The sequence below is a fragment of the Methylibium sp. genome (assembly GCF_031393925.1).
Classification (GTDB): Bacteria; Pseudomonadota; Gammaproteobacteria; order Burkholderiales; family Burkholderiaceae_C; genus Methylibium.
Genome location: NZ_JANMWL010000159.1, coordinates 1 through 22,541, shown reverse-complemented (window position 1 = coordinate 22,541; position 22,541 = coordinate 1). Strand labels below are relative to the sequence as shown.

General features: G+C 69.6%; 21 protein-coding genes. 13 read left to right on the top strand and 8 right to left on the bottom strand.

Features of this window, described 5'->3' with window-relative positions:
• Window positions 1-39: 39 nt before the first annotated feature.
• Both RMO12_RS09055 and RMO12_RS09050 read right to left on the bottom strand, forming a co-directional pair.
• Window positions 40-990, bottom strand: coding sequence for a Tim44-like domain-containing protein (locus RMO12_RS09055; RefSeq protein WP_309639036.1), 951 nt, complete (start codon window positions 988-990; stop codon window positions 40-42).
• Window positions 991-1,016: 26 nt separating this feature from the next.
• Window positions 1,017-2,033, bottom strand: a complete 1,017-nt coding sequence (locus RMO12_RS09050) for an LLM class flavin-dependent oxidoreductase (RefSeq protein WP_309639035.1) — start codon at window positions 2,031-2,033, stop codon at window positions 1,017-1,019.
• Window positions 2,034-2,270: 237 nt separating this feature from the next.
• On the opposite strand from RMO12_RS09050, the gene RMO12_RS09045 reads away from it, so the two are divergent.
• From RMO12_RS09045 to clpB, 4 genes are all read left to right on the top strand, one after another.
• Window positions 2,271-3,236: an MBL fold metallo-hydrolase gene (locus RMO12_RS09045; RefSeq protein WP_309639034.1), complete on the top strand. Its 966-nt coding sequence runs from the start codon at window positions 2,271-2,273 to the stop codon at window positions 3,234-3,236.
• A gap of 32 nt (window positions 3,237-3,268) precedes the next feature.
• On the top strand, window positions 3,269-4,111 hold the full coding sequence (locus tag RMO12_RS09040) for a quinoprotein dehydrogenase-associated SoxYZ-like carrier (RefSeq protein WP_309625970.1): 843 nt from the start codon (window positions 3,269-3,271) through the stop codon (window positions 4,109-4,111).
• 9 nt (window positions 4,112-4,120) lie between these two features.
• Window positions 4,121-4,678 carry a thioredoxin family protein gene (locus RMO12_RS09035; RefSeq protein ID WP_309625969.1) on the top strand — a complete coding sequence of 186 codons (558 nt, stop codon included), beginning with the start codon at window positions 4,121-4,123 and terminating at the stop codon, window positions 4,676-4,678.
• Between the two features lie 222 nt (window positions 4,679-4,900).
• Window positions 4,901-7,501 (top strand): ATP-dependent chaperone ClpB, encoded by a 2,601-nt coding sequence (clpB, locus tag RMO12_RS09030; RefSeq protein ID WP_309639033.1) that lies wholly within the window; start codon window positions 4,901-4,903, stop codon window positions 7,499-7,501.
• A 21-nt stretch (window positions 7,502-7,522) separates the two neighbouring features.
• Here the strand turns inward: clpB and RMO12_RS09025 are convergent, their stop codons facing one another.
• Window positions 7,523-8,920 carry a hypothetical protein gene (locus RMO12_RS09025; RefSeq protein WP_309639032.1) on the bottom strand — a complete coding sequence of 466 codons (1,398 nt, stop codon included), beginning with the start codon at window positions 8,918-8,920 and terminating at the stop codon, window positions 7,523-7,525.
• 212 nt (window positions 8,921-9,132) lie between these two features.
• On the opposite strand from RMO12_RS09025, the gene nadB reads away from it, so the two are divergent.
• Window positions 9,133-10,752, top strand: coding sequence for an L-aspartate oxidase (gene nadB, locus RMO12_RS09020; RefSeq protein WP_309625253.1), 1,620 nt, complete (start codon window positions 9,133-9,135; stop codon window positions 10,750-10,752).
• A gap of 246 nt (window positions 10,753-10,998) precedes the next feature.
• Here the strand turns inward: nadB and nadC are convergent, their stop codons facing one another.
• From nadC to RMO12_RS09005, 3 genes are all read right to left on the bottom strand, one after another.
• A complete protein-coding gene (gene nadC / locus RMO12_RS09015; protein WP_309625251.1) occupies window positions 10,999-11,868 on the bottom strand; it encodes a carboxylating nicotinate-nucleotide diphosphorylase in 870 nt (289 codons plus the stop codon).
• A 5-nt stretch (window positions 11,869-11,873) separates the two neighbouring features.
• Window positions 11,874-13,001, bottom strand: a complete 1,128-nt coding sequence (gene nadA, locus RMO12_RS09010) for a quinolinate synthase NadA (protein ID WP_309625250.1) — start codon at window positions 12,999-13,001, stop codon at window positions 11,874-11,876.
• Between the two features lie 87 nt (window positions 13,002-13,088).
• Complete coding sequence (locus RMO12_RS09005; protein ID WP_405029650.1) at window positions 13,089-13,988, bottom strand: AraC family transcriptional regulator; 900 nt, start codon at window positions 13,986-13,988, stop codon at window positions 13,089-13,091.
• Window positions 13,989-14,148: 160 nt separating this feature from the next.
• Here RMO12_RS09005 and RMO12_RS09000 point away from each other — a divergent pair, with 160 nt between their 5' ends.
• The 6 genes from RMO12_RS09000 to RMO12_RS08975 all read left to right on the top strand — a co-directional run bounded on the left by RMO12_RS09000 (window position 14,149) and on the right by RMO12_RS08975 (window position 19,291).
• The gene (locus RMO12_RS09000) at window positions 14,149-15,375 is read left to right on the top strand and encodes an MFS transporter (protein WP_309639031.1); all 1,227 of its coding nucleotides are present in this window, start codon (window positions 14,149-14,151) and stop codon (window positions 15,373-15,375) included.
• A gap of 34 nt (window positions 15,376-15,409) precedes the next feature.
• Entirely contained in the window at window positions 15,410-17,119 is a 1,710-nt protein-coding gene (locus RMO12_RS08995) for a thiamine pyrophosphate-binding protein (RefSeq protein WP_309639030.1), read from the top strand.
• A gap of 15 nt (window positions 17,120-17,134) precedes the next feature.
• A complete protein-coding gene (locus tag RMO12_RS08990; RefSeq protein ID WP_309639029.1) occupies window positions 17,135-17,653 on the top strand; it encodes an META domain-containing protein in 519 nt (172 codons plus the stop codon).
• 90 nt (window positions 17,654-17,743) lie between these two features.
• Entirely contained in the window at window positions 17,744-18,268 is a 525-nt protein-coding gene (gene rraA, locus RMO12_RS08985) for a ribonuclease E activity regulator RraA (protein ID WP_309639028.1), read from the top strand.
• A 189-nt stretch (window positions 18,269-18,457) separates the two neighbouring features.
• A complete protein-coding gene (locus RMO12_RS08980; protein ID WP_309625244.1) occupies window positions 18,458-18,760 on the top strand; it encodes a high-potential iron-sulfur protein in 303 nt (100 codons plus the stop codon).
• 384 nt (window positions 18,761-19,144) lie between these two features.
• Entirely contained in the window at window positions 19,145-19,291 is a 147-nt protein-coding gene (locus RMO12_RS08975; protein ID WP_309625243.1) for an SDR family oxidoreductase, read from the top strand.
• Between the two features lie 9 nt (window positions 19,292-19,300).
• Here RMO12_RS08975 and RMO12_RS08970 read toward each other — a convergent pair whose 3' ends face one another.
• Window positions 19,301-19,615: a hypothetical protein gene (locus RMO12_RS08970; RefSeq protein WP_309639027.1), complete on the bottom strand. Its 315-nt coding sequence runs from the start codon at window positions 19,613-19,615 to the stop codon at window positions 19,301-19,303.
• Here RMO12_RS08970 and RMO12_RS08965 point away from each other — a divergent pair.
• A complete protein-coding gene (locus tag RMO12_RS08965) occupies window positions 19,614-20,579 on the top strand; it encodes a Ku protein (protein WP_309639026.1) in 966 nt (321 codons plus the stop codon). The genes RMO12_RS08970 and RMO12_RS08965 overlap by 2 nt on opposite strands.
• Window positions 20,580-20,688: 109 nt before the next feature.
• Window positions 20,689-21,564: a tetratricopeptide repeat protein gene (locus RMO12_RS08960; protein WP_309639025.1), complete on the top strand. Its 876-nt coding sequence runs from the start codon at window positions 20,689-20,691 to the stop codon at window positions 21,562-21,564.
• A 9-nt stretch (window positions 21,565-21,573) separates the two neighbouring features.
• Here the strand turns inward: RMO12_RS08960 and RMO12_RS08955 are convergent.
• The coding region (locus tag RMO12_RS08955; RefSeq protein ID WP_309639024.1) for an N-6 DNA methylase at window positions 21,574-22,541 on the bottom strand (968 nt) is incomplete at its 5' end.

The window sequence follows — 22,541 nt, the reverse complement described above, 5'->3', positions numbered from 1 at the left end:
AACGTCCAACGCTGTCGAGGGGTTGCGGCGATCGCTGCTTCAGTGGCGCTGCTGAATGCCCGCGATGGTCCAGTTGCGGCTGCCGTCGTCGGGCTTGACGAGGTGCCAGACTTCGTCGAAGTCGTTCGCCGCGGCTTCGCGTTCCTCGCGCACCAGGCCGTGGAAACGCACGCTGGCGATTTGGCGGCCGGGTTCCTGGGTCACGTCGAGCAGTTCGGCGTCGACCTTGAGCACGTCGGTGCGCTGGACGGCGGCGCCGCGTTCCTGCAGGTCCAGGCGCAGCGAGGCGAACATCTCCGGGGTGGTGAACTCACGCAGGTCGTCGAGGTCGGCGCTGTCGTTGGCCGCCTGCATGCGGATGAAGATCATCTTGGCGCTGCGCTCGAAGCCGGCCGCGTTGAAGCCGCTCGGCAGCGTGCCGGCGGCCTGCTGCGTTGGCGGCACGGCCATCTCGGCGCCCGGCGCGGCTGCGCCGACCGGGTCCGCCGTCAGGAGCGGCGCCGCAGCCACCGGCACCGCGGCGGCAGGCCAGAGCGGTTCGCGCGCCATGGGGGCATCGCCGATGCGGCCGTCCGCACCTTGCGTCGCCAGGCGCGGGCCGCTCATGCGACGCATCACCCAGCGGATCACGAACACCGCCGCCACGGCCAGCAGGGCCATCATCAGGAAGTTGCCGAAGGCTGCGCCCATGCCCAGGTGGCTCATCAGCGCCGCGATGCCCAGGCCGGCGGCCAGGCCCGCGATCGGGCCCATCCAGGAACGCTTGGGCGCGGCGGCGGCCGCCGCAGCGGGCGCGGCTGCGGCGGCGGGTGCGGCCTGCGTCGGCGCGGCGGGCTTGGCCGGCACGGCATCGGGGGTGGCGCGCGGGGGGGTGCTGCGCTGCATGCCAGCCGAGCCGCCGCCGCCCAGGCGCCGTGCCTCGACGTCAGAGGGCGCCAGCGCACCGGCACCGAGCGCGGCCACGAGAAGGGCGAACAACCAGTTCTTCATTGCGGATCGTTCCTTGTTCGACAAAGTCATTGAGTATGGACTTTCGCGGCCAGCCCGAGTTCCCGCGCCAGCAGCGCATAGGAGTGACGGCGCACGGCCGGGTCGTGCGCCCAGGTGTTGATGACCAGTTCGTCGAGTTGCAGCGCCGCGGCGAGCGCGCGCAGCTGCGACGCCACTTCGGCGCCGCTGCCGACCAGCGCGCGGCGCTGGCTCGCTTCGAGCAGCGGCCGCTCTTCGGGCGAGAAACCTTGCTCGGCGATGCGATCCGGCGCGAGCAGCGGCCCGAAGTGTCCCCGCGCGCGATCCAGTCGCCAGCGTTCCCGGCTGAGCGCGTGGTGGCGTGCCGCGGCGCTGGAGTCGGCCGCCAGCGCCCATACGCAGATGGTGGCCTGCGGCTCGGGGTGGCGCTCGCTGGGTTGGTAGAGCGAGCGGTAGAGACCCAGCGCCTGCTCCACGCCCTGGCCATCGGTGAAGAAATAGGCAAATGCATAGGGCAGACCGAAGTGCGCTGCGAGTCGCGCGCCATAGTCGGAGCTGCCGAGGATCCAGACCTCGGGCGCGCGCTCGTAGCCGCGCACCACGCGCGGATGCGCCACGATGCCGCCGAGCGGCTTGCCCTCGGTCCAGGCCTGCAGCTCGCGCACCTGCTCGGGGAAGCGCTCGGCCGCCTGGTGCGCATTCGGGTTGAGCGCCACTGCGGTGCGCATGTCGCTGCCCGGCGCGCGGCCCACACCGAGGTCGATGCGCCCCGGCGCCAGCGCCTCCAACACGCGGAACTGCTCGGCCACCTTGAGCGCCGAGTAGTGCGGCAGCATCACGCCGGCGCTGCCGATGCGGATGCTCCGCGTGCGCGCGGCCACCGCCGCCATCAGCACCTCGGGCGCGGTCCCGACGATGGTGGCCAGGCCGTGGTGTTCGCTGAGCCAGAAGCGCTCGTAGCCGAGCGCTTCGCAGTGCGGCGCGAGCTCGAGCGTGTCGCGGATGGCGGCGTCTTCGTCGCTGCCCGCGAGCGAAACGGATTGGTCGAGGACAGACAGCTTCATGGGGTGGCGATTGTGCGCACGATGCGGCAACGCTGCTCTGCGGCGATTCATCCGCCCTTCTCAATGATGGGCGGGCGCCGCGTCGTGCTCGACCACCGCCTGCACACGCACGCGCTGCACGAGGACCAGCGCCACCACGCCCAACCGGGCGAAGACCGCGTCCACGCGCCGCACCCGAAGGCAAAGTCGGCCGCGGCGCACAAATTGACCCCGCGCCCGGTAAAGTCGGCGCCCGCCATGCTGCCCGTCACCCGTCGCCTGTTGGCCATGCTCGCCGCCACAGTGCTGCTGGGTGCGTGCGCCAGCGGGCCGGGCGCTCCGGGCACCTTGACCGTACCGCGCGCCAGCGAAGTGGCGCCGGGCGTCTACATGCTGCAAGGCGCGAGCGGCGAGGTCGACGTGGGCAACCTCGGCCGCATCGGCAATGCCGGCTTCGTGGTCGGCGAGACCGGCGTGGTGGCGATCGACACCGGCACCTCGCACCGGCACGGCATGCTGTTGCTGGCGGCGATCAAGGCGGTGACCGACAAGCCGGTGCGGCTGGCGCTCGTCACCCACACGCGTCAGGAGTTCCTCTTTGGCGCCACGGCGTATCGCGAGCAGGGCATCGAGGTCGCCACGCACCGCAAGACCGCCGGCCTGATGAAGGCGCGGTGCGAAACCTGCCTCAAGCGCCTGACCGCGACGCTGGGCGCGGAAGAAATGCGCGGCAGCGCGGTGGTCGTGCCGGACCGCCTGTTCGACCAAGGCCATACGCTGCACGACATCGGCCGGCCGCTGCGCGTGATGTACTTCGGCCATTCCAGCGGGCCCGGCGACATCGCCGTGCTCGACGAGCAAAGCGGCGTGCTGTTCGCCGGCGGCCTGCTCGACGAGCGTCGCATCCCCGACGTGCAGGACGCCGAGCTGCGCGGCTGGCAGCAGGCGCTCGTGCAGCTGAGCGAGCTGCCGCTCACCGCCGTGGTGCCGGGGCACGGGCCGCTCGCACGCCCCGCCGTGGTCGGCGCCGTGGCCGCTTATCTGCGCCAGCTCGAGAGTCGTTTGATAGAGTTGGCGACCGCTGGCGCAGCGCTGAGCGAAGTGCCCGACGCCACCGTGTTGCCGGCCTTCCGAAGCTGGGACCAGTACGACTCGATCCACCGCCGCAACGCATCGATCGTGTTCGTGCGGGTGGAGCGCGAGCAGATGTTGAAGCAGCAGTAATTGGCCGGGTCGGCCCCAGCAGGAGCAAGCGAATGCGCAGCAAGGTGAAATTGGCAAGACGGGCGCTGATCGGCGCGGCCGTGGCGGCGCTGGTGCCCTCGGCCGCGCGCGCCGTCGTCGGCGGCCTGCCGACCAACGTGGCGCATGCGGACTCTTCGCCCGAATGGGAAAACCTGCGCGGCAAGCTGTTCCAGGACCGCAAGATCGAAGTCGCTGCGACGTCGGCCTCGCCCAGGGTGGAGCTGATCGTGCCGCTGCGGGCGGCCTACGGTGCGTCGGTGCCGATCAAGATCGTCTCCAAGCTGCCGCAGACGGCCGAGCTGTATGTCAAGAAGCTCTACCTGCTGGTCGACAAGAACCCGTCGCCGATCGCCGCGGTGATCGACCTGACCACCGAGCTCGGCCAAGCCGACTTCGAAACGCGGCTGCGCGTGGACGAATACAGCCACGTGCGCGTCATCACCGAGCTGTCCAACGGCGAGCTGCACATGGACTCGCGCTACGTCAAGACCTCGGGCGGCTGCTCGGCGCCACCCAACCGCGACTCGCTGCACCTCATCGGCAAGACCGTGCTCAAGGTTCACGACCCGGTGAAGATGAACGCGCCTACCCCGGCCGACGTGACGGTGATCCACCCCAACGACACCGGCTTCGAGCTGAACAACCAAACGGTCATGTTCATCCCGCCGCACTTCGTGCGCTCCATCAAGGTGAGCTACGCGCAGCGCAAACTGTTCGAGGCCGACCTCGATTTCTCCGTCAGCGAGAACCCGACCTTGCGCTTTAACTTCGTGCCGCAGGCGGCCGGCGAGCTGAGGGCGGAGGTCGAGGACTCGAAGGAAGGCCACTTCTTCGGCACGCTGGCGGTTCGGTAGGCGGGGGCCGTGTCTGCCGCGACTGCCGTCCTTGCCGCGCGTCGCCTCCTGCTGGCTGGCGGCGCGGCGGCACTCGCCCTCGCCTGGTTGCCGGCGCACGCCCTGGGCCTGCCGAGCGCCTACGGCGCGATGGTCATCGAGCCGACCGGCCTGCCGCAGCGCGCCGAGTTCGACCTGAGTGCTGCCGTGCAGCGCGCCAAGCGCGACAACAAGCGCCTCTACCTCTACCTGGGCGCCAACGACTGCCGCTATTGCCGCAACTACGAGGCCTTCCTCGCCGAGAACGCCAAAGAACTGACGCCGTACTTCGCCCGCGACTACCTGTTGGTCGATCTGCGCAGCTCGCTGACGGTGCTGGCCACGGCGCTCGTCATCAAGGTCGGCGAACGCAGCTGGTCGTACACCGAATTCCAGCGCGCCATCGGCGACGAGCGCGCGCGCATGCTCGTCTATCCGACGGTGTGGCTGCTTAACGCGGACTTGAAGCCGCTGCTGCAGATGCCCTCGGGCGCGGGCACCTTCCAGACCGTGGCCGAGCAGCTCGAGATATTGCGGCTCGAGCAGTAGGCTGCGGCACGACCCGGGTTCGTCTGCGCCTGGCAAAGACAGTCGGTGATGACATCGCGCAGCCGTTCGTCGTACGCACTACGCGCATCTCGGTGCAGCACCGACCGCCCCGCGCCGACCAGCCTCAGGCAAGGCAGTGCCGCCTTGCGCCCCGTCAAGCCGCCATCGGCTTGAAATGCCATGCTGCGGGGCCATCTCTCGGTCAACCCGAAGGAATCCCGTATGCGACTCGACAAGCTCACCACCAAGTTCCAGGAAGCGCTGGGCGAGGCGCAGACGCTGGCGCTCGGGCGCGACAACCCCTACATCGAACCGGCCCACCTGATGGCCGCGCTGCTCGAGCAGGCCGACGGCCCCAAGAGTCTGCTCGACCGCGCCGGCGTCAACACCGCCGCCTTGCGCGGCGCGCTCGACGCCCAGATGGCCCGGCTTCCGCAGGTGCAGGGCAACGAAGGCATCCAGGCCGGCCGCGAAACCGTTGCCTTGCTGCAGGCCGCCGAAAAGGAAGGCATCAAGCGCGGCGACCAGTTCATCGCCAGCGAGCTGTTCCTGCTGGCGCTGGCCGATCACAAGGGTGATGTCGCCAAGCTCGCGCGCGCCAACGGGCTTAACCGCAAGTCGCTGGAGTCGGCGATCGACACGGTGCGCGGCGGGCAGAAGGTCGACTCGGCCGAGTCCGAAGGCCAGCGCGAAGCGCTGAAGAAATACACGCTCGACCTGACCGAGCGCGCGCGCGCCGGCAAGCTTGACCCGGTGATCGGCCGTGACGACGAGATCCGCCGCGCCATCCAGGTGCTGCAGCGGCGCACCAAGAACAACCCGGTGCTGATCGGCGAGCCGGGCGTCGGCAAGACGGCCATCGTCGAAGGCCTGGCGCAGCGCATCGTGGCGGGCGAGGTGCCGGAGTCGCTCAAGAACAAGCGCGTGCTGGTGCTCGACATGGCGCTCTTGCTGGCCGGCGCCAAGTACCGCGGCGAGTTCGAGGAGCGGCTGAAGTCGGTGCTCAAGGAAGTGGCGGCCGATGAGGGCCAGACCATCGTCTTCATCGACGAGATTCACACCATGGTCGGCGCCGGCAAGGCCGAAGGCGCGATCGACGCCGGCAACATGTTGAAACCCGCGTTGGCGCGCGGCGAGCTGCACTGCATCGGCGCGACCACGCTCAACGAGTACCGCAAGTACGTCGAGAAGGACGCGGCGCTCGAGCGGCGCTTCCAGAAGGTGCTGGTGGGCGAACCGACGGTCGAGGCCACCATCGCCATCCTGCGCGGGCTGCAGGAGAAGTACGAGGTCCACCACGGGGTGGAGATCACCGACCCGGCGATCGTCGCCGCGGCCGAGCTGAGCCAGCGCTACATCACCGACCGCTTCCTGCCCGACAAGGCGATCGACCTCATCGACGAGGCGGCGGCCAAGGTCAAGATCGAGATCGATTCCAAGCCCGAGGTGATGGACCGGCTCGACCGGCGCCTGATCCAGCTCAAGATCGAACGCGAGGCGGTGCGGCGCGAGAAGGACGAGTCCTCGCAAAAACGCTTTGGGTTGATCGAGGAAGAGATTGCCAAGCTCGAGCGCGAAGCCGCCGACCTGGACGAAATCTGGAAGGCGGAGAAGGCCGCCGCTCAGGGGTCGGCGCAGCTCAAGGAAGACATCGACCGGGCCCGCACGGAGATCGAGGAGTTCATGCGCAAGGGTGACTTCAACAAGGTCGCCGAGCTGCAGTACAAGCGCCTGCCGGAGCTCGAAGCCAAGCTCAAGGAGGCGCAGGCCAAGGAGGCGGGCGGTGCCAGCAGTGGCAAGCCGAGCTTGCTGCGCACTATCGTCGGTGCCGAAGAGATCGCCGAAGTGGTGGCGCGCGCCACCGGCATCCCGGTGGCCAAGCTGATGCAGGGCGAGCGCCAGAAGCTGCTCGGCATGGAGGCCCGGCTGCATGAGCGCGTGGTCGGCCAGGACGAGGCGATTCGCGCCGTGGCCGATGCGATCCGCCGTTCGCGCGCGGGCCTGTCCGACCCGAACCGCCCGACCGGCAGCTTTCTCTTTCTCGGCCCCACCGGCGTCGGCAAGACCGAGCTGTGCAAGGCGCTGGCGGGCTTCTTGTTCGACAGCGAAGACCACCTGATCCGCGTCGACATGAGCGAGTTCATGGAAAAGCATTCGGTCGCGCGGCTGATCGGCGCGCCGCCGGGCTACGTGGGCTACGACGAGGGCGGCCACCTGACCGAAGCGGTGCGCAGGAAGCCTTACTCGGTGCTGCTGCTCGACGAGGTGGAGAAGGCGCACCCGGACGTGTTCAACGTGTTGCTGCAGGTGCTCGACGACGGGCGCCTGACCGATGGCCAGGGCCGCACGGTCGACTTCAAGAACACCGTGATCGTGATGACCAGCAACCTGGGCTCGCACCAGATCATGCAGATGCAGGGGCAGGACCATGAGCTGATTCGCGAGGCGGTGTGGGCGGAGCTCAAGGTCCACTTCCGCCCGGAGTTCTTGAACCGCATCGACGAGACGGTCGTGTTCCATGCGCTCGACGCCAGGCACATCGAGGCGATTGCCGGCATCCAGTTGCGTGCGCTCGAGCAGCGGCTCGCCAAGCTCGACCTCAAGCTCGACGTGTCACCCGCGGCGCTGGCCGAGCTGGCCAAGGTCGGCTTCGATCCGGCGTTCGGTGCCCGTCCGCTCAAGCGCGCGATCCAGCAGCGCATCGAGAACCCGCTCTCCAAGCTGCTGCTCGAAGGCCGCTTTGCACCCAAGGACGTGATCCCGGTGGACGTGGACCCGATCCGCGCACCGGGCGAGTTCAGCTTCGAGCGCGCGGTGCCTTGAGCGCGCTTGAACGGGCCGCCGTTATGTCACGGCCCGATAGCCGTCGATCAGCGCTTCGTCGAGCCGTCGCATCTGCGCCAGCACGAGGCCGAGCGAGGCGTGCGCCTTGTCGAGCACGACATGCAACGCCAGCCCCGGGTGCGCCGGCATCGCCCGCAGCAGCAGGTGGTGCTGGCCGAACGTGATGCTGCAGTCGGGCACGGCGGCACCCAGGCCCATGTCGCGGCTTGCGCCCGCCAGGGCGGTCAGCAGGGCGGTGCCGTGGCGCGCCAGGTCGTCGGGCCCGGGGCGGGCGCCGGCATGGCCGATTGCTTGCCCGGTGGTGGTGTCGAAGGCGCACGCGCTCACCACGCCGACGAGATGGCTCAGGTCGTGCAGGTAGCGCTCCAGCGGCGCGTCGTGCGAGGGTGCGAGCGCTCCGATCACGGGCATTGGCAGCGGTGCGTGCGATGACGGTGTGGCGGCAAGCGGCGCAGGGCGCGAGTCGCGTGCCGCCGGTGCGGAGCCGGGTACGGCCCGCGCGGGGGTCGCTGCCGCCGGTGCGGCGCCGGGCTCAGCCGGCGACGGGGTCGCTGCCGCGTGGACGGCCCGCGCCGTCGCGGCGGCGCGCTCGGTCGCAGCGGTGCCCAGCAAGGGCATGGCACTGCTGTCCGGCGCGTTCGAACGCTGGCGCTGCAGATCGTTCCAGGCGGCGCCGAGCTGGCTCCACACCTCGGCCGGCCGCGTGACGCGCGAGGTCGCGCTGGCGTTGACCGAGGTTGCGTTGCGAAACTTGCCGATCTCGGCGGGCAGGGCTGCGCCGGGGCCGAGCGGCATGAACAGCAGCCGAGCGCAGCGCCAGCCGCTGCGCAACGCCGCCTCGCGCCACGGCGCCAGGGCGCTGGCCAGAGCGTGCGCCGGCAACTCGGCCACCATCACGATGCCCAGCAGGCTGCGCCCGAGCAGCACGCGCGCGATCGCCTGCCGGTTCACGGTGTCGGCCTCGACTTCGGTGCTGTAGAAGCGCACCGGCTTGCCGTTGCTCGCCAGCACGTCGACGAACTCGATCACGGCCAGTTCGGTGCCGGCGCCGTTGCGGCGCACGCTGAGTTTTTGCACCGGGCTGCTGCAAGCCGCCGCGATGCCGGTGAGCAGTTTGCGCGACTGGTTGGTGCCCAGGTCATGCACGGTCACGAACTCGGGCCGCAGATGATCGAACTGCTGGCCAAGCGCTTCGGCCGGCTCGCAGGTGACGAACATTTCGCGCACGCCGTTGCCGACCGCGCGGCCGATGTCTTGCTGCTCGCCGGCGTCGTCTTGCGGGCTGGCGACCAGGCGCGTGGCGACCTGGGTCTGTACGTCGGTTGCTTTCCAGGTCCGGGCGACCGTGGTCGACGCCTGGGCGATCAGGCGTTCAGGGCGGTCGAAGGCTTGGGTCATGGGGCTGCGCTCATCCCAGGGTGCGGCGCGGTGCGCGGGCGAAACGCTGTTCGTTCGAGCGCCTTGACTGCGCCCGAGCAAAGTGTAGTCGGGGTGTAGTCGGGGCCCGCGAACAACCCCGGCGCGCACGCCGTTGCGGCAAGCGGCGTCGATAGAATCCGTGCCGAATGCCGCGCCATACCGGCACGGTCGCTGCCCGCACGGTCGCCGACATGCCGAATTTCCCGTCTCCCGCCCGCCCGCCGCCCGTGGTGATCGTCGGTGCAGGCCTTGCGGGGCTCACCGTGGCGCTGCAAATCGCCCCGACCCACCCCGTCGTGGTGCTCGCCAAGCGCAACCTCGATGAATCCGCCACCGCCTGGGCGCAGGGCGGCATCGTCGGCGTGCTCGGCAGCGACGACAGCATCGAGAGCCACGTGCGCGATACGCAAGACGCGGGTGCCGGCCTGGTGGACGAACGCACCGCGCGCTTCATCGCCGAACACAGCGCCGACGCGGTGGCGTGGCTGGTCGAGCGGGGCGTGCCGTTCTCGGCCGACCCCGCCGGCCCGCTCGGCCTGCACCTCACACGCGAAGGCGGCCACGCGGTGCGGCGCATCGCGCACGCGGCCGACGCCACCGGCAAGGCCATTCACGACGTGCTGCTCGACCAGGTCAAGCGCCACCCCAACATCGTGCTGCGTGAACGCTGGATGGCGGTCGATCTCATCACCTCGCGCTTGCTCAGGGCCGACGAACAACCGCGCTGCTACGGCGTCTACGCGCTCGACATCGACGCCCAGCGCGTGGAGACGCTGCCGGCCACCGCCGTGGTGCTGGCCACCGGCGGCGTGGGCAAGGTCTACCGCTACACCAGCAACCCCGACACCGCCACCGGCGACGGCATCGCGATGGCGTGGCGCGCCGGCTGCCGCGTCGGCAACATGGAGTTCATCCAGTTCCACCCGACCTGCCTGTATCACCCGCAGGAGCGCAGCTTTCTCATCACCGAGGCGCTGCGCGGCGAGGGCGCGCAGCTGAAGCTGCCGGACGGCACGCGTTTCATGGCGGCGCACGATGCGCGGCTGGAACTGGCGCCGCGTGACATCGTTGCGCGCGCCATCGACTTCGAAATGAAGAAGCACGGCCTGGACCACATGTGGCTCGACGCCACGCACCTCGGTGAAGCCTTCCTGCGGGAGCACTTCCCGACCATCCACGCGCGCTGCCTGGCGCTGGGCATCGACATCGCTCGCCAGCCCATCCCCGTGGTACCGGCGGCGCACTACACCTGCGGCGGCGTGGTCACCGATCTCGACGGCCGCACCGATGTCCCCGGCCTCTACGCCGTGGGCGAAACCACCTACACCGGTTTGCACGGCGCCAACCGTCTGGCCAGCAATTCGCTGCTCGAGTGCGTGGTGCTCGGCAAGACCTGCGCCGAGCACATCCTGGCGCAGGGCGAGCGACCGCCGCGCACCCTGCCGGCTTGGGACGAGAGCCAGGTCGAAAACGCCGACGAGCAGGTGGTGATCTCGCACAACTGGGACGAGCTGCGCCTCCTGATGTGGAACTACGTCGGCATCGTGCGCACCACCAAGCGGCTGGAGCGGGCGCTGCACCGCATCAAGCTTCTGCGCAGCGAGATCGACGACTACTACGCCAACTTCCGCGTCACGCGCGACCTGCTGGAATTGCGCAACCTCGTCGACGGCGCCGAGCTGATCGTGCGCTCGGCGCTGAGCCGCCACGAAAGCCGCGGCCTGCACTACAGCCGCGACTTCCCCGACACGCTGCCGGTGAGCTTTCCGACCATCTTGGCGCGCAAGATCAAACGGCGGCCGGGGTCTTAGGCAGTCAGGCTGCGTTGGGTCTTGCTCCTTCCCCCGTTGGGGAAGGCTGGGATGGGGGCCAGCCCGGCGGCGCAAACCCGCGGCTCGCTTGCTCCCGCTCCCCCGGGGGCTGGGGTGAGGGGCTGGCCGGGAAGCGCTAAGCCGAGGGCGTGTGAGCGGCTGCGCTCCAGCGCAGCGAAGCACGTCGCCCGTCGACTGCTTTGCTCGGCCCGCCGTTGTGCGCGTCGCGACTGCGTAGCGACCGTCTCAACAGGAGCCGGCGAACACCCGCATCGAGTAGTCCGTCGCGGTCACGTCCTTGGTCAGCCGTCCGATCGAGATGCGGTCCACGCCGGTGGCGGCGATCTCGCGCACCTGATCCAGCGCGACGCCACCCGAGACTTCAAGCAGCGCACTGCCTGCAGCGACGGCCACCGCCTCGCGCATCTGCGCCAAGCTGAAGTTGTCGAGCAGCACGCTCGCGGCGCCGTGTTCCAGCGCTTCGCGCAACTGCGCGATGGTTTCCACCTCGATCTGGATGTCGACGCCCGCCTTCAACTCGCGCGCGGCTTCGAGCGCCGCTGCGATGCCGCCGGCCGCGGCGATGTGGTTTTCCTTGATGAGGATGCCGTGCCAAAGGGCCAGCCGCTGGTTGTGGCCGCCGCCCGTGCGCACGGCGTACTTCTGCGCCTGGCGCAGGCCGGGCAAGGTCTTGCGGGTGTCGAGGATGGCGCAGCCCTCGGGGTTGGGCGAGGCGCCAGCGATCGCGTCGACGTGGCGGCGCGTGAGCGTGGCGGTGGCAGAGAGCAGCTGCAGAAAGTTGAGCGCGGGGCGCTCGGCGGCGAGCAGTGCGCGCGCGTCGGATTCGATCTCGCACACCGGCGTGTCGGCGTTCATGCGGGCGCCTTCGGCGTAGTGCCACTGCACGCTGGCGCTGGCATCGAGCGCGGCGATGCAGGCATCGAACCAGTCGCGGCCACACAGCACGGCGGCCTCGCGCACCGTGACGCGGGCTTTCACGCGCCGGCCTTCGGGCACCAGCCGGCCGGTCCAGTCGGCGCGGCCGATGTCCTCGAACAAGGCGTCATGCACGTTGCGCGTGCGGGCTTCGTCGAGCGTCTCGTTGTGTTCGAACATGCCGTTCACGCGGCGCCGATGTTCGGCACCAGGCCCTGGGCCGGCGTCGCGATCGACGCGGGATGGGCCTTCACGAAGTCCAGCATGCGCTCGATGCAGCCCAGCGCCTGGCTGCGCGTCGGTTCGGGCACGGTGATCTCGCCGCGCCGGTTGGCGCCGGAGCGCTCCAGGCAGTCCACCAGGCCTTGCAGCCCGTTCATGGCCATCCACGGGCAATGGGCGCAGCTCTTGCAGGTGGCGCTTTCGCCGGCGGTCGGCGCTTCGAGCAAGGTCTTGCCCGGTGCGAGCTGGCGCATGCGGTGCAGGATGCCGTTGTCGGTGGCGACGATGTAGGTCTGCTGCGTGCCCTTGACCACGGCGTTGAGCAGTTGCGAGGTGGAGCCCACCACGTCGGCGAGTGCCACCACGCTCTTTGGCGATTCAGGGTGTACGAGCACCAGCGCACCCGGATGCTCGCGCTTCATGAGTTCGAGTTCGATGCCCTTGAACTCGTCATGCACGATGCATTCGCCCTGCCACATCAGCATGTCGGCGCCGCTCAGTTCCTGGATGTAGCGGCCGAGGTGGCGGTCGGGTGCCCACAGCACTTTTTTACCCTCGGCATGCAGGTGCTCGACGATGGCCACGGCGCAGGAGCTCGTCACCATCCAGTCGGCGCGCGCCTTCACCGCCGCACTCGTGTTGGCGTAGACCACCACGGTGCGGTCCGGGTGGGCGTCGCAGAAGGCGGCGAATTCATCCGGCGGGCAGCCGAGGTCGAGCGAACAGGTGGCCTCCAGGTCGGGCATCAACACGGTCTTCTCGGGCGAGAGGATCTTGGCGCTCTCGCCCATGAAGCGCACGCCAGCCACCACCAGCGTCTGCGCAGCATGGTCGCGGCCAAAGCGCGCCATCTCGAGCGAGTCGGACACGCAGCCGCCGGTCTCCAGCGCCAGGTCCTGGAGGTCGCCGTCGACGTAGTAGTGCGCCACGAGCACGGCGTCGCGCTCGACGAGCAGTTGCCTGGCGCGGGCCTTCAATTGCACTCGGCTCGCGGGCGTGAGCGGTTCGGGCGCGCGCGCCCAGGCCTGCGCGGTGACGCTCGCGCCGCTCGCGTCCTGCCTGGTGAAGTCGTAGAGGATCTGTGTGCTCATTGAAACGCTCCCGAATGCAAATTGTCTCCGACGTGCATGCCACTGCCTGCTTGCCCCACCCCTCTATTCAACGAGGCGAGGGGGCCGTCACGCCGACGCGAAAAAGCGGCTCGGCGGTGCGCCGAGCGAGCGCCGCACCATCGCACTGAAGGCGCTGGGGCTGGCGTAGCCCAGCTCGGCGGCGATCTCGCTCATCGGTCGCTTGCGCGCCGTCAGCGTGAGCGCGCGCGCCAGCAACACTTGCTGGCGCCACTGGCCGAAGCTGGTGCCGAGTTCGTCGCGAAACAGTCGCGCCACGGTGCGCTCGCTCGCGCCGATGTCGCGCACCCAGCCGGCCAGCGTGGCGTGGCGCGTCGGCTGGTCGAGCACCGCTTCGCACAGGGCCCGCAGACGCTTGTCCTCGGGCAGGGCCACGCCCAGGCGCACCGGCGGAGCGCGCCGCAACTCGTCGGCGAGCAGGGGAGCGATGAGCCTTTCACGCTCCAACTCGGCGGGCGAGGGCGCCGCAGCGCCGTCGGGTGCGCTCGGCAAGGCCAGCATCAGCGCGCGCAACAGTGCCGAGACTTCGAGCACGCGACAGTGGCGCCAGTCGTCCGCCGGCTCGCGCGGGTTCGCTGCGGCACTGCGCGCGGCGCGCCGGTGCAGGCCTTCGCGCAGATAGAGCGTGCGCAGCTCGGCGGTTTCGACCACCGTGATGGCGTGCTCCACGCCGCTGGGCACCCACACCGCGCGCGACGGCGGCACGAGGTAGGTGCCGCGCTCGGCGGTCAGGCGCAGCACGCCGGTGGCCGACCAGGCGAGCTGCGCCCACGGATGGCTGTGCGGCTCCACGTGGCTGTCGGCGGCCATGGTGCTGTGCTTGGCGCGCAGAGGCCGCTCGGCGGTGGGGGCAAACAGATGCGGCGTGACCGGGCCGGCGCTCGTGGACTGGCGGCGCATCGGCTTCACGGCCGCACGGGTCGATGGCAAGACGGGATGCTTTGGCATGATCTCGACAGAAGTTGACACGCTATCGTAAGCGCGCCGTGCCTCGGCTGCCTAGGATGCGGGCATGTCCGACGCGCTCTTGCCCCCGCGATCATCGCCATCGCCATCGCCATCGCGGTCGTCACCGCATGCACCCGCCGCCACTTCGCCGGTCGCCGCCGTGGCGCTGCGCGATGACGCGCGCACCATCGGCCTGGTCGGCCTTGCGCACGGCACCTCGCATTTCTTTCATCTGTTGCTGCCGCCGCTGTTTCCGGCCTTCATTCGCGACTTCGGCCTGACGTACTCCGAGCTGGGTCTGCTGGTGAGCGCGTTCTTCGTCGTCTCCGCCATCGGCCAGGCGCTTGCCGGCTTCCTGGTCGACAAGGTCGGCGCCAGGCCGGTGCTGTTGGCAGCACTCGGCTGTTTCGTCGTGGCCGCACTCGCCGCGGCCGGCGCCAACGGCTACGCCGGGCTGGCGCTCGCCGCGGTGCTGGCCGGCCTGGGCAATTCGGCTTTTCATCCGGTGAACTTCACCATCCTCAACAAGCGCGTGTCGCAGCCGCGCCTGGGGCACGCGTATTCGGTGCATGGCATCACCGGCAATCTCGGCTGGGCGCTGGCGCCGGTGTTCCTGGCCGGGCTCACCGCGCTGTCGGGTTCGTGGCGCATCGCCTACCTCGCGGCGGCCGCGCTCGCGGCGCTGGTGCTGGTGGTGATGCTGCGCAACCGTGCGGCGCTCGACGATCGCTCGGGCACCTGGGTGCATCAAACCCCGGCCCGCGCCTCGAGCTTGGCGCCCGAGCACCCGCTCACCTTCCTGAAACAGCCTTCGGTGTGGCTGTGTTTTGGCTTCTTTTTCTGGTCGACCGCGGCACTCACCGCGATCCAGAGTTTTGCGAGCCCGGCGCTGCAAAAGATCTACGGCCTGCCGCTGTCTTTGACCGCCTTCGTCGTCACCGCCTATATGTTGTGCGGCGCCGCCGGCATGGCGGTGGGCGGCTTCCTGGTGGCGCGCACCGAAAGGGTCGAACGCACCATCGGCTGGGCCATGGCGGGCGCGGCGTTGTTGCTGCTGCTGGCGGGCACCGGGTGGCTGCCGGGCCTGGCAGCGTGCGCCCTCGCGGCGCTGGCGGGCTTTGGCACCGGCCTGGCGGCGCCATCGCGCGACATGCTCATCAAACGCGCCGCACCGCCCGGCGCCACCGGGCGCGTCTACGGCGCGGTTTATTCGGGTCTTGACATCGGCTTCGCGCTTGCCGCGCCGGTGTTCGGCGCGTTGCTCGACCGGGGGCATGCCGCCGGCATTTTTTACGGCGCCGCACTGCTGCTCTTGTTCGGCGTCGCGACCGCCTGGCTGGTGGGCCTGCACGTCGCGCGGGGCCGGGTTTTCGCGCTCGCTGCCTGAGGCGGCGCGCACGGCATGCCGGCTACAGTGCCGCATGCAAAACCCCGCCGCGCCGACGCACGAAAGACTGGCCGGCCATGCGCTGGTGCAAGCGCTGATCGCGCAGGGCATCGACACCTGCTTCGGCGTGCCGGGCGAGAGCTATCTTGCCGTGCTCGACGGCTTTCTGGAGCACCGCGAGCACATCCGCTTCATCGCCTGCCGCCACGAAGGCGGCGCGGCCTTCATGGCCGAGGCGCAAGGCAAGTTCACCGGCCGACCCGGCATTTGCTTCGTGACGCGCGGGCCGGGCGCCACCAACGCGGCCATCGGGCTGCACACCGCGTTCCAGGATTCGACACCGATGATCCTGTTCATCGGCCAGGTGGGTGCCGACGTGCGCGACCGCGAAGCCTTCCAGGAGCTCGACTACCGCGCCGTGTTCGGCCCCAATAGCGGCGGCCTGGCCAAGTGGGTGGGCGAGGTGCAGAGCGCCGATCGCTTGCCCGAGTACGTGGCGCGTGCCTTTCACATCGCGCTGCAGGGCCGGCCCGGGCCGGTGGTGCTGGTGCTGCCCGAAGACATGCTGAGCACGCCGACTGCAGCGCCGGTGCTGCCGCGCATCGTCGCCGCGCAGGCCGCGCCGGCACCGAAGGTCTTGCTCGAGCTGCGCAGCTTGTTGCTGGCCGCCGAGCGTCCGCTCGTGATCGTCGGCGGCAGCGCTTGGGACGCCGCTGCGGTGGCCGCGCTGCAGCGCTTTGCCGAACGCTGGCAGTTGCCGGTGGCTTGCGCTTTCCGCTCGCAGGACCACTTCGACAACCGTCACGCGCTCTATGCCGGCGATGTAGGCATCGGCGTCAATCCCAAGCTGGCAGAGCGCGTGCGTGAGGCCGATCTGATCATTGCCGTGGGCCCGCGCCTGGACGAGATGACGACCCGCGGCTATACCTTGCTCGAGGCGCCGCGTCCCAGGCAGACGCTGGTACACATCCACGTCGGTGCCGAGGAGCTGGGCCGTGTGTACGAGGCCGATTTGGCGGTGCAGTCGTCGATGCCCAACGCCGCCGCGGCGCTGGCTGCGCTCGGCGGTCCCTGCGAGCTGCCTTGGACGGCCTGGACGCAGTCCGCGCACGCCGACTACGAAGCCAACCTGGTGGCGCCGCCGGTGGCGCCGCTCGACCTGGCCGAGGTGGTGCAGGCCGTGCAGCGCCTCGCACCGGGCGACGCCATCCTCACCAACGGTGCCGGCAACTTCAGTGCCTGGCTGCATCGCTACTGGCGCTACGCCGGCCTGGGCACACAGCTCGCGCCGGCCTCGGGCGCCATGGGCTACGGCGTGCCGGCCGCGATTGCGGCGAGCCTGTTGCAGCCCGGCCGCTGCGTGGTCGCCTTCACCGGCGACGGCGACTTCCTCATGACCGGCCAGGAGCTGGCCACCGCCCAGGCGCATGGCGCCAGACTCATCGTGATCCTGGTCGACAACGCCAGCTACGGCACGATCCGCATGCACCAGGAGCACGCTTACCCGGGCCGCGTGATCGCAAGCGCGCTCACCAACCCCGACTTCGTGCTGCTCGCGCGCGCCTACGGGCTTGCGTCGGAGCGCATCGATGCGACCGAGGCGTTCGAGCCTGCGTTCGCCGCCGCGCTGGTGCGAGCGCAATCGACCTTGCTGCACCTGGTGCTCGACACCGAGGTGATCACCAGCCGCACCACCATCGCCGCGATCCGCGCCAATGCGCTCGAGCAACAATCCGCAAGCTGAGAACCAACGAGGACCATGCGCATGCCGCAGCCGCACTACCGCCGTTATGGCTTGATCGCCTGCCTTGCTGGCCTGCTGGGCGCCTGCGCCACCGCGCCGGCGCCGAGCGCGGCGCCCGCACCCGCATCCGCGCCATCGCCCCCCGCGCCGCTCAACGCACCGGCCAGGATCGCCGCCGCGCCCGACCCCAAGGTGCTCGGCCTGTGGAAGATCGAGCAGGCGCGCGCCGCGCCGCTGCTGCACAAACTCAATGCGCGCCTGGCCTTCGGCAGCGACGGCAAGCTGTCGGGCAACGGCGGCTGCAACAACGTGAGCAGCGTCTACACCCTCGAGGCCAACCAGCTCGAGCTGGGCCCGCTCGTGACCAGCCGCAAGGCCTGCGGCGACGCCCTGATGGAGCAGGAAGACCGCGTCCTCACCGCACTCGAGCGCGCCAGGGTCGCCCGCGTGCCAGCCCACGGCCTGCTCGAACTGCTCGACGCCGACGGCACGGTGTTGCTGCGCGGCTCACGCCTCGAAGCGCAGCCGCAATAACTCGCGCCTTCTCCTTGCGGGAGAGGGTGGGGTGAGGGTCGGCCCGCACCCAGGTCCCACACCGCAGCACGCCAACCAAGCGCCCGCCCCATGACCGCCCCGGCCTTCTCGACCTGCGACCTCTGCGACGCCCACAAGAGCGACACCAGCGGCGCCTTTCGCGTGCTGCCGCCGGTGTTTCACGGCTACGGCGGCGTCGCAAAATTCTCCGGCCCGGTGAGCACGGTGAAGTGCTTCGAGGACAACAGCCTGGTCAAGCAGGCGCTCGATGAGCCGGGCATCGTGGAGACGCCCCACGGCCGGGTCGGCCGCGTGCTGGTGGTGGACGGCGGCGCGTCGCTGCGGCGCGCGCTGGTCGGCGGCAACATCGCCGCGGCCGCAACGAAGAACGGCTGGGCCGGCGTGCTCGTCAACGGCTGCGTGCGCGACGCAACCGAGCTGGCCGCCTGCCAGGTGGGCATTCGCGCATTGGCGTTGATGCCGCTGCCGACCGACAAGCGCGGCGAAGGGCAGCGCGACGCGCCCGTGCAGGTGCAGGGCGTGTGGGTGAGGGCGGGTGATTGGCTCTATGCGGATGCCGACGGTGTGGTCGTGATGGTGCGGCCGCAAGCCTGACGGAGCACGGTGTCAACGCACTGCGCTGCCGGCCAAGCGCTGCGGCAGGATGCCCAAGACCGTTCGACCGACGCTTCCATTCGACTTGCGTATTCTTGGCTCGCTTCGACCGATCGGGCTGCTCGGCTGACCCCAGGCCATCAGACGAGTTGCATGCTTCTTCCGGCCCCTCACTTGATTGGACACCCCATGAACACTCCCCGACGCGCCTTCCTGATCACCGTGGCGGCGGCCGGCGCCACGCTCGGCAGCGGCGCCCGCGCACAGGCCAAGCTCGATGAGAAGGACCCGCAAGCCGTGGCCCTGGGCTACGTCGACGATGCCAGCCGCGCCGATACCAAGAAGTTTCCCAAGTACGCGGCCGGGCAAACCTGCGGCAACTGCATGCTCTATCAGGGAAAGGCGGCTGACGCGGCCGGCGGATGTGCGCTGTTCCCGGGCAAGCAGGTTGCTGCCAAGGGCTGGTGCAGCGCCTGGGCGAAGAAGGCGTGAGCGCACTGCCATAGCGCCGCGTCCGCCGACTGCGGCGCCGCGGCAGTCTGGCGTGACACCGCCCGCTGCTTCGTTCAAAACAACCAACAGTCGCTGACCAGCAAGCCGTGCGCAGCCTGCGGTCGCTCGATGGAAACGTCTTACGGGATCGACGCGGCCGTTTGCTTGCGACCCATTTGTGCTTGCCCCGGCCAGCCCCTCACCTGCAGTGCTCATCGGTCTGCAAACCGATGCCGCTCGGCGGGCTCACCGCATGCGGCTCGAAAGCCCCGCCTCCCCCTCCAGCCCTCTCCCCAGCGAGGAGAGGGAGCAAGACCGCAATGGGCCGAATGCATGCGCTCGCGCACCATCAGCGTTTCATGCGTCGCGGACGCGTGAGGCGCGGTGGAGCCACTGAAACCCACCAACACAGGGGTTGCCGATGAACGCGACACGATGGTCTGGCTGCTGTCGAACGGCGCCTCGCGCATTACCGGGCAAGTGATTGCGGTGGACGGCGGGTTCACGACGGTGCGACCGCTGGTGAAGTGAGCCTGGCGTTCAGGCCGTCGCATCGTTCGCCCGGACACAGCGCTCGCCGCCCCAGGCCGAAGGCGCGATCTCGCCGACCACCTGAAAGGCGGGCCGGCTGAACAGGAAGCCGTGCCTCAGCCGGCCGACGCTGGCCGCTGCGCCGTGCTGAGGCTTCGGCTCGACCGAGGCCGGGCAACCCACCGCGGGTTCCAAAAACGGGGCGCGGTACGCGACCCGCCGCGTGCCGGGAACGATTGTTGCCGGTGCTTGATTGGTCACTGTCGGGGCGACGCCGACTGGCGTGCGCCCGACGCTCGGTGACACGAACAAGGGGTTGCCCATGGCCGCTCGATCCATCGCCTCGCTCTCGCTCAGCTTCGGTCTGGTCTCCATTCCGGTGAAACTGTACTCCGCCACCGAGTCCTCGGAAGGCATTCACTTCAATTTTCTGCACAAATGCGGCTCGCGCGTGAAGCAGCAATACATCTGCGTGAAGGAAAACATCCCGGTCGAGCGCAGCGAGATGGTCAAGGGCTACGAGTTCGAGAAGGACCGCTACGTCATGTTCGAGCCCACCGAGCTCAAGGCACTGGAAGAGGGCTCGCGGCACACGATCGACATCGTCTCCTTCGTGCCGCTGGCGTCGGTGGACCCGATCTATTACGACAAGGCCTATTTCCTCGCGCCCGACAAGCGCGGCGCCAAGCCCTATGGCCTGCTGATGGACGCCATGCGCGAAAGCGGCCGCTGCGCGCTGGCCACCTGGGCCTGGAAGGGCAAGCAATACGCGGTGCAGGTGCGGCCCGGCGAAGGCGGCCTGGTGCTGCAGCAACTGCTCTATGCCGACGAGGTGCGCTCGATCAACGAGCTGGAGATCGAAAGGGTGGAGGCCAAGCCCACCGAGCTGAAGCTCGCGCTGCAACTCATCGAGCAGATCTGCGTCGACCGCTACGACCCGAGCGCCTTCAAGGACGAGGAGAAGGAGCGCGTCAAGGCCGCCATCGACGAAAAAATCGCCGGCAAGGAAATCGTGGTGGCCGAGGAAGCGGGCGCGGCGCGCGAGAGCGGCGGCGGCGCCCAGGTCATCGACCTGATGGACGCACTGCGGGCGAGCCTGGGCGGCGGCAAGGGCGTGCCGCGGGCGGTGGCCGCCAAGGTGCCGGCCAAGGCCGCGCCGACGCCTGCGCGCAAGGAGGCGGAAGCGGCGGCGCCGCCTGCGGTGCAGGAACGCAAGGCCCCCAAGCGCGCCGCCGGCAAGACCGTGGGCGCGACTCCCGCCCCGGCGCGCGCACGCGCCGCCAAGTGAGGCTCGCGCGCACGCGCCCCCAAGTGAGGCTCGCGCGCACGCGCCCCCAAGTGAGGCTCGTTCGCACGCACCTCCAAGCGAGGCGCTGCGCACGGCGCGGCGTGCGCTGATGCGCGCCCCGGCACCCCGCATCGCTGACGACGCGGCGGCCAGCTACACCGTGCGCAGCCTCCAGACATTGCTCGGCCTGCCGCGATCGGTGATCAACGCTCTGGTGTCGGCGGGATTCGTCACGCCCGGCCGCGGCCCGCGCCGCGAGCTGCGCTTTACCTTCCAGGACGTGGTGCTCATGCGCACCGCCTACGGCCTGCAAGCCGCCAGCATCCCGGCGCGCAAGATCGTCAGGGCGCTCGAACGCCTGCGCGAACGCCTGCCTGAAACGCTGCCACTCACCGGCCTGCGCATCGCGGCCGTGGGCAACGAGGTGGCGGTGTGGGAGCGCGATGCGCCGCTGCAGGCCGAGAGCGGCCAGTGGCTGATCGACTTCGAGGTGCGCACCGCGCCCGGCGCCCGCGCAGTCACGCGGCTGGCCGGGGCAACCCAGACGCATGCGGGCCAAGAAAACGAGCACGACGACGAGCCGCCGCCCGACTGGTTCGAGCACGCCTGCGCGCTCGAGGCCAACGACCCGGCCGGGGCCGAGGCAGCGTACCGGCAGGCCATCGCCGCGGCGCCTGAACGCGCCGATGCGTGGCTGAACCTGGGCTGCCTGCTGTGCGAGGCCAGCCGCTGCGAGGAAGCGGTGGAGGTGCTGCGTCAAGGCCTGGTGCACGTCCCGCGCGAGGCGCTGCTGCACTTCAACCTCGGCGTCGCGCTCGAAGACCTGCACCGCGACGACGAGGCGCTCGCCACCTACGAGGCCTGTCTGAAGCTCCAGCCCGAGCTGGCCGACGCGCATTACAACGCGGCGCGTCTGTACGAAATGCTCGGCCGCAAGGGCCGCGCGATCCGGCACTACAGCGAGTACCGCCGGTTGCAGGGCTGAGGCTGCACCTCAGGCCAACGGCTTGAGGCGCGCCGCGATCCGCGTGAACTGCTCCAGCGCAGCCTCCAGTTCGTCGGCGATCTCCGCCGCCAGCACGTCGGGCTCGGGCAGCGAGTCGGTGTCCGTCAGGCTCTTGTCCTTGATCCAGAACAGGTCGAGGCTGAGCTTGTCGCGCTTTTGCAGTTCCGCGTAGTCGTAGCCGCGCCAACGGCCCTCGGGCTGATCTTCGCTGCAGGTCGCGCGCCGCTCGTGCTGCCGCCCCGGCTTGTAGCAGTCGACGAACTCGTCGAAGTCGGCGCGGCGGATCGGCTTTTGCTTGAGCGTGAAATGCATGTTGGTGCGCAGGTCGTAGACCCACAGCTTGTCGGTCCACGCCTCGGCGCGGCCCTCTTTCTTCTCGAAGAACAGCACGTTGGCCTTCACTCCCGGCGAGTACCAAATGCCGGTGGGCAGCCGCAGCAGCGTGTGCACGCGGCACTTACCCAGCAGGTTGCGGCGTAGCTTCTCGCCGGCGCCGCCCTCGAACAGCACGTTGTCGGGCACCACCACCGCGGCGCGGCCGTCGATCTTCATCAGCGTGTAGATGTGCTGCACGAAGTTGAGCTGCTTGTTGCTGGTCGACGTCCAGAAGTCCTCGCGCACGATGACCTGGTCTTCCTTCTCGGTATCGCCTTCTTCGTTGACGAACAGCAGGCTGCTCTTCTTGCCGAACGGCGGGTTGGCGAGGATCAGCGAATACTCTTCGTGCCAGGGCGCGGCGAGGCTGTCGTGGCCGGTGTGCACCACCACCCGGTCGCCGCCGATGCCGTGCAGGTAGAGGTTCATCGCGCACATGCGGCCCACCTTGGGCGACAGCTCCATCGCCTCGACGAGCTCCTCACGCAGCGCACGCTTTTCGTCGGCGTTCAAATCCTTGCCGAACTTCTGAAGCACGTAGTTGTAGGCCGTGAAAAGGAAGCCGCCCGTGCCTGCCGCCG